We start from the raw sequence: 13,737 nt of genomic DNA on the forward strand, positions 1-13,737 counted from the left end.
ACGGGAGGCCCGTGGCGGATCCGCCACGGGCCTCCCGTCCGTCTGCCGGTCGCGCTGGCCGCGGGGCGGACGCGGCCCGAGACTCGGGGTGAGCGACAGTTCTCGGGACGCGCGCGCCGAGAACTGTCGCTGAGCGCGAGTCTCGGGCCCTGCGCTCCGAGACTCGCGGTCAGCGAGCGAGCGGGTCGAGGTTGAGCGTCGTTCCTTCGTACAGGTGCTGGTCCGTCCCGAACACCTGCACGCCCTCGTTGAGCCAGACGAGCGCCCGCACGCTGATGCCGAAGCGGGCGGCGACGTCGTCGATGAGGTCGTCCGGCGCGACCGTGTACGACCGCGGCGCCCCGCCCGTCGTCGTCGCGGTGACCGGACCCGTCGCGTTCGCCCGGGCGCCGGCGTCCTCCGGGTGCACGTTCGTCTGCCGCGCCGGGACGGACCACCGCACGGTCGTCACCGCGAGCACCTTGCCGGCCCCGATCTCGACCGGGACCTCCTGCCCCGGAGCCGCCGCGGAGTAGGTCACGAGCGTGGTGAGGTGCGACGGGTCGACGCCGGATCCGCTCAGCGGGACGTCCGCCGCGGTCGCCGTGCTGGTCGACCCACCGAGCGTCCGGTCGCCGACGCCGGGGTAGGTCAGGCCGTCGCCGACCGCGCGCGGCAGGTCGAACAGGCCGACCCCGACCGGCACCGGCAGGGTCGAGGTGAAGCCGGAGTACTGCGCGGTGAACGTGTCGTCGCCGACCGCGACCACGCGGAACCGGAAGTGCACGCTGCCCTTCGGGGACGCGACGTCACCCTGGGCGAGGACGGTCCCGGCGGGGATCGGCGTCAGCGTCGGAGCCGGAGCCGCCGACTCGGTCGGTTCCGGGGTCGGCGTGCGGGGGTGGGCCGACGACTCGAGGAGGTCGCCCTCCGGGTCGGCGTCGGGCGTCGGTGTCGGGGTGGCCGACGGGGTCGGCGTCGTCGCAGGGGTGGACGGGGGGGGAGGGCTCGGTCCGACCCGCGCAGCAGCGAGCACCCCGACAGTGCCACTGTGGCCGCGACGACGACCCCGATCGCGAGCGTCCGGTTCATGATTCCCCCTCAGCTCGATGCTAACCGCGCGATGTCCCCGGGGCGAGCGCAGCGCCTCCGTCCTGTGTCTGCAGACTTCCCGCGGATCCTCCGGCGTCCACGACGAGTGATACCATCGGTATCAACGAGAGCAGGTGGTCATGGGCGTCAGGGTGGTCCCCGGGCGACGCGGTGGGTCAGACCCCCGTCGACCCGACACAGAAGCCGTCGTGCGCGCGTTGGCCGGTCGGACCGACAGTGCGCCCGCGACCGTCCGTGCGGCGGTCGAGCACGTCCTGCACAGTCGTGAGCAGCAACACCACGCCGAGATGGAACTGCGGCGCGGGATCTTCAAGCTCGCCGACCTCGGCGTCCCGCAGCGCGAGATCGCGAAGCTCGCCGGGATCTCCCAGCCCGAGGTCTCGCGGCGGCTCTCCCGCCGGACCCTGACCACGAAGCGGCCGTCTCCGCGTGAGGTCATCTCCCGGCGCGAAGGCGGCCAGATCGACTCGGAGACGATGCTGCGCGAGCTGTCGTCGATGGCGTTGACGCACCGCACCCCGAAGCGTGGTGCGGCGTTCGACGGTGCCGCCTCGGCCACCGGCACCACGAAGGAACTCGCGGCGGCGTTCCAGGACGGCCTCCTGTCCGAGGTCGAGTACGAGACCGTCCGCCGGGCGATCGCCGAGCGGCAGACCCGCAAGCGCACCCGGTGACGGAACTCCGCGACCGGGTGGCCGTCGAGCTGGGCCGTGCGCTCCGGGCCGACTCGCTCGACAACCCCTGGTCGGACACGGCAGGCGCGAGCACCAGGACGATCTACGCACCGGATGGCTTCCTGTACGAGGCGAGCCGCCTGCGGTTCCACGAGTCCGTGCTCGAGGAGCACCGCGCGCTCACCCCGTCGCCGGTCACCGACGGTTCGCTCGCGGTGGTCGTGACGGCCGGGCCGCCGGGGTCGGGGAAGTCGACCGCCCTGGAGCGGATGCCGGAGCTGTGCGGGTACCGGTCGATCGACGCCGACGAGTTCAAGGACCCGCTGCTCCTGCGCGCACAGGCGGACGGTCTGGTGGACCGGTGGACGGCTCGCCGCCTGGCCGACGACCGGCCGGTGCAGCTGCGTGAGATCGCCGGGTTCGTGCACGCCGAGTCGACCACCGTGGCCGACACGCTGCGCCGCCGCGCCCTCCGCAACGGCGAGAACGTCGTCGTGCACGGCACCCTGTCGAGCGTGGACTACCTCGACGACCTCCTCGCCGAGCTCGACGACGCCGGCTACGAGAAGCTGCGCATCGTCACCGTCGAGGTCCCGCTCGAGACGGCGATCGCGCAGGCGACCGATCGGTGGTGGAGCGTGCGTGATGCCGCCACGGATCCGCTCGGTGGTCGGTTCGTCCCGGAAGCAGCCATCCGTCGCTACTACCCGACCGGATCGACCGAGTCGGTGTGCGGCGCGAACGCCCGGGTCCTCGGTGACCGGGCAGCCGACCTCGGCTGGGACGTGTCGATCGTCTGAGCGGTCGCCGGTGTCGGTCGGAACGGCTACCGTCGAGGCCATGGAGCGTTCGGAGATCCTCGCCGCGGCTGCCGCCGCGCACGCCGCCCGCATCGCAGAAGAAGGCGGTGACGACGGCGCTGCTCGTGAACGGGCAGAGAGTGTCCGGCGCCGGGCCGACGGCCTCACCGACCGGTACGACACGGTCGAGGGCGCGAGCGAATCCGACGCGCGTGACGCCGCGCGCCGTCGAGCGGGCGAGGCCGACCGGGCGGCCTCCCGGACCGAGGGCGTGCTGTCCGACTGGCACCGCATGGGCACGCGACGGGGTGTGACGCCGGACGCCCAGGTGCGCACGGCGTGGACGGTCACCGGGGTGCCCGAGCGCGGTGACGCCCGAGCACTGGCGAACGTGCTGCTCTCGACGGCGGGGCACGCGGGCCGGGTGGCCGACGCCGCGCGACGCAACCCGGCGCTGTCCGGTGCCGCGAGCGCAGCTGCTCGACGGACCGTCCGGCGCTACACCGACCACGGCGCGGACATGGCCTCGCTCGGCGACGTGCTGGGGGACAGCCCGGAGCCCGACGAGTCCTGACGCTCACCCGGAGTGCGTTGGAGCGCTCCTGCTCTGATCAGGCGTTATGTGGACCGATCCAATCGTCCTGACGACAGAATGTCCAATTGACAGGACATGGATTCGGGTTACCATCGGTGCACGCACTGAAGCGCGATCACCGACGAAGGAGTCACCGAATGGTCGACATCAAGCCGACAGCCCCGACTGTCGCACTGCCCCCGATCGGGACCGGACCACACCGACGCCGCCTCGGCGTCCTGGCCCTGGTCGCCACGTTCGGCGGGCTGCTCTTCGGGTACGACACCGGTGTCATCAACGGTGCCCTGAACCCGATGAAGGCCGAGCTCGGCCTCACGAACTTCACCGAGGGCGTCGTCACCAGCTCCCTGTTGTTCGGCGCCGCGATCGGTGCCATGCTCGGCGGCCGCATCGCCGACGGGTGGGGGCGTCGCAAGACGATCATCGCCCTCGCCGTGACGTTCTTCCTCGGCACCTTGATCTGCGTCTTCGCACCGACGTTCGGCGTCATCGTCGTCGGCCGTGTCCTCCTCGGCCTCGCGGTGGGTGGTGCATCGACCGTCGTCCCGGTGTTCCTCGCCGAACTCGCGCCGTACGAGATCCGGGGTTCGCTGTCCGGCCGCAACGAGCTCATGATCGTGATCGGGCAGCTCGCCGCGTTCGTGGTCAACGCCATCATCGGCAACCTGTGGGGTGAGGGCAACGGCGTCTGGCGCGTCATGCTGGCCGTCTGTGCGCTTCCTGCCATCGCACTCTTCGTCGGCATGCTCCGGGTGCCGGAGTCGCCGCGCTGGCTCGCGTCGAAGGGGCGGTACGACGAAGCGCTGTCCGTCCTGCAGCAGGTCCGCACCACGGAGCGTGCGACCGCCGAGCTCGACGACATCAAGCGGAGCAACGACCTCGAGGCGAAGGCCGATCGCGTCAGCGGGTGGCAGACGCTGCGCGGCAACAAGTGGCTCATCCGCATCGTGCTCATCGGTGCCGGGCTCGGCGTCGCCCAGCAGCTCACCGGCATCAACTCGATCATGTACTACGGCCAGACCGTCCTCATCGAGTCCGGGTTCCAGGCGTCGGCAGCCCTCATCGCGAACATCGCCCCCGGCGTGATCGCCGTGGTCGGTGGCGTCATCGCGCTGTACAACATGGAGAAGATCAACCGCCGGACGACCCTGATCATCGGGTTCTCGCTCACGACGGTCTGCCACTTCCTGATCGGCATCGCCTCGGTCGCACTCCCCGAGGGCAACCCGGCTCGTCCGTGGGTGATCCTGTTCCTCGTCGTCGCGTTCGTCGGCTCGATGCAGACCTTCCTCAACATCGCCGTGTGGGTGGTGCTGTCGGAGATCTTCCCGACCCAGATCCGCGCGCTCGGCATGGGCATCTCGGTGTTCTGCCTCTGGATCGCCAACGCGTTCCTCGGGCTCTACTTCCCGACCATCGTCGCCGCCACCGGCATCACCGGGACGTTCTTCGGCTTCGGCGTCGTCGGTCTGCTCGCACTGCTCTTCATCTGGAAGTTCGTGCCGGAGAGCCGCGGCCGCACCCTCGAAGAGGTGGAAGAGGGCGTCACCACCGGCAACATCTTCACGGTCCCGCAGAAGGCGTCGCGCGGCTAGGTCACGCGCGTGGCGCGGTGATCGCGCGTGCAGACGGCGAGGGAGGACGGTGCCAGCTGGCACCGTCCTCCCTCGCAGGCTCGGTCGGCGCGCCCCGCGCAACGCTTCGCGTTGCCGCTGAGCGGGGCGCGCCCGTCCGTCACGCTGTCGCGTCTACGGGCGCAGGAGCACCTTGCCGACGCGGCCGGCGGTGTCCGAGGCACGCACGGCGTCGCGGACGTCCTCGAAGGCGAAGGTCTCGGCGACGGGGAGCGTCAGCGAACCGTCGAGCACGCGCGTGATGAGCTCGCCGAAGAGCTGGCCCTTCGTCTCGGCCGGCATCGTCTTGCTGACGACGCTGCCCCAGAAGCCCTTCACGGTGAGCTGGCCGAAGATGACCTTGCCCGACGGGATCTCGAGCGTGGGCGAGGCCATCGCGCCGAAGACGACGAGGGTCGCGTTCTCGCCCAGCACGCTGGCGATGTCGCCGGCGGCCTTGCCGCCCACGGACTCGACACCGGCGACGATCGGAGCGCCTCCGGTGATCGCGGCGACCTGGTCCTTCCAGTCGTCCGCGTCGGTGGCGACGATGCGCTCGATGCCCTGCTCGCGCAGCTCCTCGACACCGGCGGCGCGACGCACCAGGCCGATGACGTTGATGCCGCGGGCCGCGCCGAGCTGGGCGACCATGCGCCCGACGGCACCGTTCGCGGCGTTCTGGATCAGCCAGTCGCCCTCGTGCAGGTCGAGCGAGTGCAGCAGGCTGATGGCGCTGAACGGCATCGAGACGAGCTGTGCCGCGGCCTCGTCGGTCATGGCGTCCGGCACCGGGACGAGCCCGGCGGCGTTCGCGGTGTAGTACTCGGCCCAGACGCCGAAGGCGCCGCCGGCGACGCGCTGGCCGACCGTCAGGTTCGTGACGCCCTCGCCCAGGGACTCGACGACGCCGAGCGCCTCGGTGCCGGAGGCTGCGGGCAGCTCGGGCTTGAAGCCGTAGGTGCCGCGGACGGTCCACAGGTCGTGGTTGTGGATGGGGGAGAGGACCGTGCGGACGAGGACCTCGCCGGCGCCGGGCGTGGGCACCGGGCGCTCCTGGACGCCGAGGACCTCGGCGGGCTCGGCGAAGGTCTCGTGGACGACGGCGCGCATGGTGGTGGGGGTGGTGTCGGTCATGCTCAGTCCTCCGAGACGGTGATGGTGACGTCGATGTTGCCGCGGGTCGCGTTCGAGTACGGGCAGACCTGGTGCGCGGCGTCGGCGAGGGCCTGGGCCTGGTCGTGCTCCAGGCCGGGCAGGACGACCTCGAGCAGGACGGCGAGCTGGAAGCCGCCCTCGCCGTTCGGGCCGATCTGGACGCGGCCGCCGACGGACGAGTCGGCGATCTTGACCTTCTGGCTGCGGGCGACGCCCTGCAGCGCGGAGTGGAAGCAGGCGGCGTACCCGGCGGCGAAGAGCTGCTCGGGGTTCGCGCCGTTGCCGGAGCCGCCCATCTCCTTGGGGATGGCGAGGTCGAACTCGACCGTGCCGTCGCTCGTGGCGACGTGGCCGTTGCGGCCGTCACCCGTGGCGAGGGCCTCGGCGGTGTAGAGGGCTTCCATGGTGTTCCTTCCTTCGTGGGGTCAGTGGTCCGCGGCGGCGCGGTCGGGCGTCGCGGCGGTGTCGTTCGTGGCCGCGGCGTGCATCGTCTCGGTCAGCCGGTGCAGGGTCGCGATGAGCTCCGTGGCGGCCTGCTCGTCGGGGAGCCCCATGCCGGCGGCGATCGTCGCCGGGATGTGCGCGAGGTCGGCACGGATGGTGCGGCCGCGGTCGCCGAGCATGATCGTCACGACGCGCTCGTCGGCGCTGCGGCGCTCGCGGCGGACCAGCTCGGACTGCTCCATGCGGCGGAGCAGAGGCGACAGGGTGCCGGAGTCGAGCTGCAGGTGGTCACCGAGGCTCGAGACGGTCTGGTCGCCCTCGATCCACAGGGTCACGAGCACGAGGTACTGCGGGTAGGTCAGTCCCCAGGGTTCGAGCAGCGAGCGGTACGCCTGCGTGGTCGCGCGGCTCGCTGCGTAGAGGGAGAAGCACACCATCTCGTCGATCACGGGCATGCCACCAGGATCGCACGCAACTCGGTTGTGCACAACCCAACACGTACTCTGGCCCGGACGGTTAGGCTGACGTGACCCACGATGACCAGCAGCGACCTCGACTCCACCACGACCCCCGGCTCCGGGACCGCGTCGTCCCACGGCAAGACGATCCTGATCGGTGAGCACGCCGTGGTCTACGGCGCACCCGCACTCGTCCTGCCGGTGCTCGACGCCCGGGTCGTCGCGACCGTGAGCCCCGTCACCGCCGGCGTCGACGAGGCCACCGGCACGGTCGTCGGGCACACCCTCGAGTCCACGGTGCACACGGGGCCGCTCGACCTCGCACCTGCAGCCGTGATGCCGACCGTCACCGCCGTCACCGCGACCCTGCGACACTTCGGCGTCACCGACCGGCACTTCCACGTCCGGGTCGACAGCGAGGTCCCGACCGCCCGGGGCATGGGGTCGAGCGCAGCGGTCGCCGCCGCCGTGACGGCAGCCGTCGCGGACGCCCTCGGCGAGACCCTCGACGCCGAGACCCACCACGACCTCATCCAGGAGTGCGAGCGGGTCGCCCACGGCCGCCCGTCAGGACTCGACGCCCGCGGTGTCGTCGCCGCGGTGCCGGTCTGGTTCGAGGGCGGCCGCATCGAGCCCGTCGCCCTCGGGGCCCGCTTCACCTTCGTCGTCGCCGACACCGGTGTCCCCGGCCACACCCGGCAGGCGGTCGCGGCCGTGCGGGAACGGCACGACCAGGACCCGGTCGCCGTCGACGCGGTCATCGACCGGATCGGCGCGCTCGCACGGCGGGCACGGGGGACACTCGAGGCTGGCGACGCACAGGGGCTCGGTGCCACGATGGACGCCGCGCACGACCTGCTCAGCGCACTCGACGTGTCGAGTGCCGACCTGGACCGGCTCGTCGACGCCGCACGTGCTGCGGACGCCCTCGGCGCGAAGCTGACCGGCGGCGGGCGGGGCGGGTGCGTGCTCGCACTCGCCGCGGACGACGACCACGCGGACCGCATCGCGGCCGCACTCCGCGGCGCAGGGGCCGCAGCCACCTGGACCACCACGATCGGAGCCCGCGCTTGATGACCGCCACCGCCGTCGCGCACCCCAACATCGCCCTCGTCAAGTACTGGGGCAAGGCGGACGCGCAGCTCGCGCTGCCCGCCACGGGCAGCGTCTCCATGGGCCTCGACGTGTTCCCCACGACGACCACCGTCACGGTGGACGGCGGCTCCGGTGACGGCCAGGAGGCGCGTGACCGGTTCACGCTGAACGGTCACGTCGTCGAGGACGGCGCCCTGGTGCGCGTGCAGCAGTTCCTCGACCTCGTGCGGGAGCTCGCCGGCAGCGACGCCCGCGCGTCCGTCGTGTCCGAGAACACCGTGCCGACCGGCGCCGGACTCGCCTCGAGCGCGTCGGGGTTCGCGGCGCTCGCCACCGCGGCCTCGGCGGCGTACGGCCTCGACCTGTCCCCGCGCGACCTCTCCCGCCTGGCCCGACGCGGTTCGGGGTCCGCGACGCGGTCGATCCCCGGCGGCGTCGCCGTGTGGCACGCCGGCGACGACCAGGGGTCCTTCGCCGAGCCGATCCCGGCACCGCCGATGGCCATGGTGGTCGTGACGATCGACGCCGGACCGAAGCCGATCGGTTCGCGCGAGGCGATGCGGCGCACCATCGCCACGTCGCCGTTCTACCCGGCGTGGGTCACGTCGACCACCGAGACCGTCGGCGACATGCTCGACGCCTGCGCAGCCGGCGACTTCACGCGCATCGGCGAGATCACCGAGAGCAACGCGCTGCGCATGCACGCCACGATCGAGGGCGCCTTCCCGCCCATCCGCTACCTCAACGCGCGCAGCGTCGCCGTGTTCGACGCCGTGGGCGAACTCCGCGCCGCCGGGCTCGAGGCCTACGCCACCGCCGACGCCGGCCCGAACGTGGTCGTGCTCTGCCGGCCCGAGGACCGCTCCGCCGTGGCCACCGCGCTGGCGTCCTTCGGCGACGTCGTCGAGTCCGGCACCGGACCTGCCGCTCGGGTGCTCCGCTCCGAAGAGATCGGGGTCGCCGCAGCGAGCGACAGCCCCGACCAGAAGGAGTCCGTGCAGTGATCGAGTTCCGCGCCCACGGCAAGCTGTTCGTCGCCGGCGAGTACGCCGTCGTCGAGCCCGGCCAGCCGTCCGTCCTCATCGCCCTCGACCGCGCCATCACGGCACGCGTGTCCGAGGCGCACGGTGCGGGCAGCGTGCACTCGGAGGAGTACGGCCACCTGCCGCTGACGTGGACGCGCGACGAGGACGGCCTCGCCCTGGACCGCGAGCACCACCCCTACGACTACGTGATGGCGACGATCGACCTCGTCGAGAAGCTCCGCGCCGAGCGGGGGATCGCCCCGCGCTTCCACGACCTGCGGATCGAGAGCCAGCTCGACGACGCCAGCGGCCGGAAGTTCGGGCTCGGATCCTCGGCGGCGGTGACCGTCGCGACCGTCGGTGCCCTCGACCGCTTCTACGGGATCGGCCTGACGCAGCGGCAGCGCTTCCAGGTCGCCCTGCTCGCCACCATCCGGGTGAACCCGCGGGCATCCGGCGGGGACCTCGCCGCGAGCACCTTCGGTGGGTGGCTGCGCTACAGCGCCCCGGACCGCGACCACCTCGCCTCGTTCGTCGACGAACGCCGCGTGTCCGACATCCTCACCGACGCCGACGCGTGGGCGGGCTTCGACGTCCAGCGGCTGCCGGCCCCCGAGAACCTGCAGCTCCTGGTCGGCTGGACCGGCTCGCCGGCCTCGACCACGAAGCTCGTCGGGGTGGTGCGTCGGCACCGCAACGGCGGGTACCAGGCGTTCCTCGACGAGAGCCGCAGCTGTGTCGACGACCTGACCACGGGCCTCCAGACCGGCGACGCAGAGCAGACGCTCGACGCGCTCCGACGTGCCCGGGTGCTGATGCAGCGCCTCGGCGACTCGGTCGGGTCGAAGATCGAGACCGAACGCCTCGCGACCCTGTGCGACGTCGTCGAGGCGGCCGGCGGAGCGGCGAAGCCGTCCGGCGCCGGCGGCGGCGACTGCGGCATCGCACTCGTCCCCGCGGACATCGACCCCGCCGGCATCCACCGCGCCTGGGAGGCGCACGACATCAGACACCTCAGCGTCGCGGTGCGAGCACCAGAAGGAGCCCTCGATGAGTGACCTGCTCACGCCGATCCCGACCAAGTGGGTCGGACCGATCCGCATCAGCGGCAACGCGGCCCAGGGCGAGCACGAGGTCCCGCTCGCCACGTACGAGTCGCCGCTCTGGCCGTCCGTCGGCCGCGGCGCCCGGATCTCGCGCATGGTCGACGACGGCATCGTCGCGACCGTCGTCGACGAGCGCATGACCCGCTCGGTCGTCGTCCGAGCAGCCAGTGCCGCGGCGGCGCACGTCGCCGCGGGGCAGATCCTCGCGCGACAGGACGAGCTCGAGGCGCTGGTCGCCGGGCAGAGCCGGTTCGCGAAGCTCATCGAGGTGCACCCCGAGATCGTCGGTGACCTGCTGTTCCTGCGGTTCGCCTTCACGACCGGTGACGCCTCTGGCCACAACATGGTCACGCAGGCGGCGGACAAGCTCCTGCCCGCGATCCTGGCGTGGCAGCCGGGCCTGCGCTACGTGTCCGTGTCGGGCAACTTCTGCACCGACAAGAAGGCCAGCGCGGTGAACGGCATCCGTGGTCGTGGCCGCAACACCATCGCCGAGATCGTGATCCCCGGCGAGATCGTCGAGAAGCGCCTGCGGTCGAGCACCGAGCGCATCGTCGAACTGAACATCGCGAAGAACCTCATCGGCTCGACCATCGCCGGGGCGCTCCGCTCCGCGAACGCGCACTACGCGAACATGCTGCTCGGCTTCTACCTGGCCACCGGGCAGGACGCCGCGAACATCGTCGAGGGCTCGCAGGGCATCACGAGTGCCGAGAACCGCGACGGCGACCTGTACTTCGCCACCTCGCTGCCGCACCTGATCGTCGGCACGGTCGGCAACGGCAAGGGCGGGGACCTGCCCGTCGTCGAGGACGCCCTGGTGCGCCTCGGCTGCCGCGAGGACCGCGAGCCCGGTGCGAACGCCCGTCGTCTCGCTGCCCTGTGCGCCGCCACGGTGCTGTGCGGGGAGCTCTCGCTCCTCGCCGCCCAGACGAACCCGGGTGAGCTGATGGCCGCCCACGTCGCCATGGAGCGACGCGGCACGAAGCAGGCCGGAGGCGCAGCATGACGCGCATCGGCATCCACGACATCGCCATCGCGACCGGGCACCACGTGCTCGAGCTCGACGACCTGGCCGAGCGCCTCGGCGTCGACCCGGCGAAGTACCACGTCGGCATCGGCCAGGACGCCTTCAGCGTGCCCGCCCCGGACGAGGACATCGTCACGATGGGGGCCGCCGCGGCCAAGGAGGTCATCGACCGCCACGGTGTCGAGGGCATCCGCACCGTGCTGTTCGCCACCGAGTCCGGCGTCGACCAGTCCAAGGCTGCCGGCGTCTTCGTGCACGGACTGCTCGGCCTGCCGAAGAACGTCCGCGTCGTCGAGCTGAAGCAGGCCTGCTACGGCGGGATGGCCGCCGTGCAGCTCGCGCTCGGCATCATCGCCCGGGCACCGCACGAGCGCGTACTCGTCATCGCCGCCGACGTCGCCCGCTACGACGTCGACACCGCCGCCGAGCCCACGCAGGGTGCCGGTGCGGCCGCGATCCTGATGTCCGCCGACCCCGACCTGATCGAGATCGAACCGGCCGCGGGCGTGTTCACCGCCGACGTCGACGACTTCTGGCGTCCGAACGACCGCTCCACCGCACTGGTCGACGGCCGTCTGTCCGTCAGCGCCTACGTCGATGCGTTCGTCGGCGCCTGGGACGACCTGGCGGACCAGGGCGGACCGGCGTACGAGGACATCGTGCGCTTCGTCCACCACCAGCCGTTCACGAAGATGGCGCTCAAGGCCCACCGGAAGCTGACGCAGCACGTGGGCGTGCCGTTCGACGAGTCGGAGCTGTTCGTCGGCTTCACGTACAACAAGCAGACCGGCAACACCTACACGGCGTCGCTCTGGATCGGGCTCGCCGCGCTCCTCGACCTCGACGAGGACCTGGCAGGTGAGCGCATCGCCCTCTTCAGCTACGGCTCGGGCAGCGTCGGCGAGCTCCTCACCGGCATCGTGCAGCCGTCCTACCGTGAGCACCGTCGCGTCGGCCGCGTCCGGCAGCTGCTCTCGGCCCGCGTGCCGCTGACCGTGGACGCGTACCGCGAGCTGCACGCGACCGGCGCCGCGACGAGCGACGACGTCGAGCGACCGCGCGTCACGGCTGGGCCGTACCGCTTCGCCGGGGTGCGCGGCGGCGCGCGCCACTACGAGGCGACAGCGCAGGCCTGACCCCTCCGCGCACGCCTGACCCTCCGCGAAAGCGACAGATCTGTGCGGAACGTTCGCAGGGATCTGTCGCTTCCGCGCGACGGACGGGAGGCCCGTGGCGGTTCCGCCACGGGCCTCCCGTCCGTCCGTTGGTCACGTGGCGGACAGGACCTCGCGTTCCAGACGCTGGTAGCTGGTCTCCATGCCGTCGGTCATGCCGGTGGCCAGGATCACGTCGCGCTGCGTCTGGTCGGGGTAGGTGATGCGCAGCGTCAGCAGGGTGACGCCGTCGGCCTCGTCGAACTGCAGGTCGTTCGTGTTCGGCGGGAACGGCGCACCGGTCATCCGCTCGGTCGACACCATCCGCCGCTCCGGTTCCACGACGAGGTTCTCGCCCTCGAAGCCGAACGGCTCGCCCTCGGTGTCACCCGTCGGCGCCCACGCCTGCCGGAACGTGCCACCCGGGGTCAGGTCGTTCTCGTACACCGTCATCTCCCACCCGTCCGGTCCGAGCAACCACTGCCGGACGAGCTCGGGCTCGGTGTGCGCCCGCCACAGCAGGTGGCGTGGTGCTGCGAAGGCCCGCGTGATGCGGACGTGGGTGTCGTCGACGAGCTCGGCGACGGTGCCGTTGCCCAGCGCGTACTCGCGCAGGTCGGCGAGGACGGCGTCGAGCTGTCCGAAGGCCTGCTCGTAGCCCTCGACCATGCCCATGTCCACCATGGTCTCGAGGTCGGCGGTGGACCCGAACGACGACCGGACGGTCACTCGCGACCCGGTTCCGACGGTCTCGAACGACAAGACGGTCTCGCTGGCAGGCAACGCGTCGTCGACCTCGCCGTCGGCGTCGGTGAAGAGGTCGCGGAACACGATGCGGTGTGGCTCGTCGACGTCGGTGACCTGCCAGACGGCGTGGAACCGCTCGCCCTGAGGTGACGTCATCCGGTAGTCGGCGCGGCCGCCGGGCCGCAGGTCGAACGAGGTGAAGGTGGCGGGGAAGCCGGGCGGACCCCAGAAGCGTTCGAGCTGACGGGGATCGGCGAAGGCGCCCCAGAGGCGCTCGACCGGGACGGGGAACTCGGCGACGAGCGTCAGCGCGAGGGCCTCGGGATCGGTGTGGACGGACGTGGTGGGCATCATTGCTCCTTGTCGGTGTCGAGCAGGGTGTCGAGGCGGTCGAGCCGACCCCGCCAGAGGTCGCCGTAGGCGTCGAGCAGGTCGCGGACCCGGGCGAGCTGCCCCGGCTCGGCGCGCACGATGCGGGTGCGGCCGCGTGCTTCCTTGCTCACGAGTCCGGCTCCTTCGAGGACGGCGACGTGCTTCTGGACGGCGGCGAACGACATCGAGTACGCGTCCGCCAGGTCACTGACGGACGCGGACCCGACGAGCGTGCGTCGGACGATGTCACGACGGGTCGCGTCGGCCAGTGCGTGGAACACCCGGTCGACCTCGGCGTCGGACAGTGCAGTTCGTACAACCATTTGGTTGTACGTTACGACTGTCCACCCTCGTGCGCAAGGGGGACGTGCAGGTAG

General features: G+C 71.7%; 15 protein-coding genes. 9 read left to right on the plus strand and 6 right to left on the minus strand.

What is annotated here, in order from left to right:
- Nucleotides 1–169 precede the first annotated feature (169 nt).
- Nucleotides 170–1,015 (minus strand): LysM domain-containing protein, encoded by an 846-nt coding sequence (locus tag EDF42_RS17570; protein WP_260235557.1) that lies wholly within the window; start codon nt 1,013–1,015, stop codon nt 170–172.
- A gap of 265 nt (nt 1,016–1,280) precedes the next feature.
- Between EDF42_RS17570 and EDF42_RS17575 the strand changes: the two genes are divergently transcribed.
- The 4 genes from EDF42_RS17575 (at nt 1,281) to EDF42_RS17590 (ending at nt 4,756) form a co-directional block, all read left to right on the plus strand.
- Nucleotides 1,281–1,766: a hypothetical protein gene (locus EDF42_RS17575; RefSeq protein ID WP_123673706.1), complete on the plus strand. Its 486-nt coding sequence runs from the start codon at nt 1,281–1,283 to the stop codon at nt 1,764–1,766.
- On the plus strand, nt 1,763–2,566 hold the full coding sequence (locus tag EDF42_RS17580; protein ID WP_123338485.1) for a zeta toxin family protein: 804 nt from the start codon (nt 1,763–1,765) through the stop codon (nt 2,564–2,566). Before EDF42_RS17575 ends, EDF42_RS17580 begins: the two co-directional genes overlap by 4 nt.
- 40 nt (nt 2,567–2,606) lie before the next feature.
- Complete coding sequence (locus EDF42_RS17585; RefSeq protein ID WP_123338486.1) at nt 2,607–3,140, plus strand: hypothetical protein; 534 nt, start codon at nt 2,607–2,609, stop codon at nt 3,138–3,140.
- A 158-nt stretch (nt 3,141–3,298) separates the two neighbouring features.
- On the plus strand, nt 3,299–4,756 hold the full coding sequence (locus EDF42_RS17590) for a sugar porter family MFS transporter (RefSeq protein WP_123338487.1): 1,458 nt from the start codon (nt 3,299–3,301) through the stop codon (nt 4,754–4,756).
- A 153-nt stretch (nt 4,757–4,909) separates the two neighbouring features.
- On the opposite strand, the gene EDF42_RS17595 is transcribed toward EDF42_RS17590, so the two are convergent.
- The 3 genes from EDF42_RS17595 to EDF42_RS17605 are packed head-to-tail and all read right to left on the minus strand — an operon-like array spanning nt 4,910 to nt 6,828.
- Complete coding sequence (locus EDF42_RS17595) at nt 4,910–5,884, minus strand: zinc-binding dehydrogenase (RefSeq protein WP_185002892.1); 975 nt, start codon at nt 5,882–5,884, stop codon at nt 4,910–4,912.
- Nucleotides 5,885–5,910: 26 nt separating this feature from the next.
- Nucleotides 5,911–6,333, minus strand: a complete 423-nt coding sequence (locus EDF42_RS17600; protein ID WP_123338489.1) for an organic hydroperoxide resistance protein — start codon at nt 6,331–6,333, stop codon at nt 5,911–5,913.
- 21 nt (nt 6,334–6,354) lie between these two features.
- On the minus strand, nt 6,355–6,828 hold the full coding sequence (locus tag EDF42_RS17605; protein ID WP_185041041.1) for a MarR family winged helix-turn-helix transcriptional regulator: 474 nt from the start codon (nt 6,826–6,828) through the stop codon (nt 6,355–6,357).
- 81 nt (nt 6,829–6,909) lie between these two features.
- Between EDF42_RS17605 and mvk the strand changes: the two genes are divergently transcribed.
- From mvk to EDF42_RS17630, 5 genes are read left to right on the plus strand one after another with little or no spacing between them, the layout of a single operon-like run.
- The gene (gene mvk / locus EDF42_RS17610) at nt 6,910–7,905 is read left to right on the plus strand and encodes a mevalonate kinase (RefSeq protein WP_123338490.1); all 996 of its coding nucleotides are present in this window, start codon (nt 6,910–6,912) and stop codon (nt 7,903–7,905) included.
- Nucleotides 7,905–8,930, plus strand: coding sequence for a diphosphomevalonate decarboxylase (mvaD, locus tag EDF42_RS17615; protein WP_260235558.1), 1,026 nt, complete (start codon nt 7,905–7,907; stop codon nt 8,928–8,930). Before mvk ends, mvaD begins: the two co-directional genes overlap by 1 nt.
- Nucleotides 8,927–10,009, plus strand: coding sequence for a phosphomevalonate kinase (locus tag EDF42_RS17620; RefSeq protein ID WP_111084745.1), 1,083 nt, complete (start codon nt 8,927–8,929; stop codon nt 10,007–10,009). The genes mvaD and EDF42_RS17620 overlap by 4 nt, the downstream gene beginning before the upstream one ends.
- The gene (locus EDF42_RS17625; RefSeq protein ID WP_123338492.1) at nt 10,002–11,066 is read left to right on the plus strand and encodes a hydroxymethylglutaryl-CoA reductase; all 1,065 of its coding nucleotides are present in this window, start codon (nt 10,002–10,004) and stop codon (nt 11,064–11,066) included. Before EDF42_RS17620 ends, EDF42_RS17625 begins: the two co-directional genes overlap by 8 nt.
- Nucleotides 11,063–12,223 carry a hydroxymethylglutaryl-CoA synthase gene (locus EDF42_RS17630; RefSeq protein WP_123338493.1) on the plus strand — a complete coding sequence of 387 codons (1,161 nt, stop codon included), beginning with the start codon at nt 11,063–11,065 and terminating at the stop codon, nt 12,221–12,223. Before EDF42_RS17625 ends, EDF42_RS17630 begins: the two co-directional genes overlap by 4 nt.
- A 132-nt stretch (nt 12,224–12,355) precedes the next feature.
- Here EDF42_RS17630 and EDF42_RS17635 read toward each other — a convergent pair whose 3' ends face one another.
- Together EDF42_RS17635 and EDF42_RS17640 are read right to left on the minus strand one after the other, a co-directional pair.
- Nucleotides 12,356–13,339: an SRPBCC family protein gene (locus tag EDF42_RS17635; protein WP_123673709.1), complete on the minus strand. Its 984-nt coding sequence runs from the start codon at nt 13,337–13,339 to the stop codon at nt 12,356–12,358.
- Nucleotides 13,339–13,683, minus strand: a complete 345-nt coding sequence (locus EDF42_RS17640; protein WP_123673711.1) for a helix-turn-helix transcriptional regulator — start codon at nt 13,681–13,683, stop codon at nt 13,339–13,341. The genes EDF42_RS17635 and EDF42_RS17640 overlap by 1 nt, the downstream gene beginning before the upstream one ends.
- Between the last annotated feature and the right edge of the window lie 54 nt (nt 13,684–13,737).

The sequence above is a fragment of the Curtobacterium sp. PhB172 genome (assembly GCF_003752545.1).
In the GTDB taxonomy this organism is placed as follows: Bacteria; Actinomycetota; Actinomycetes; order Actinomycetales; family Microbacteriaceae; genus Curtobacterium.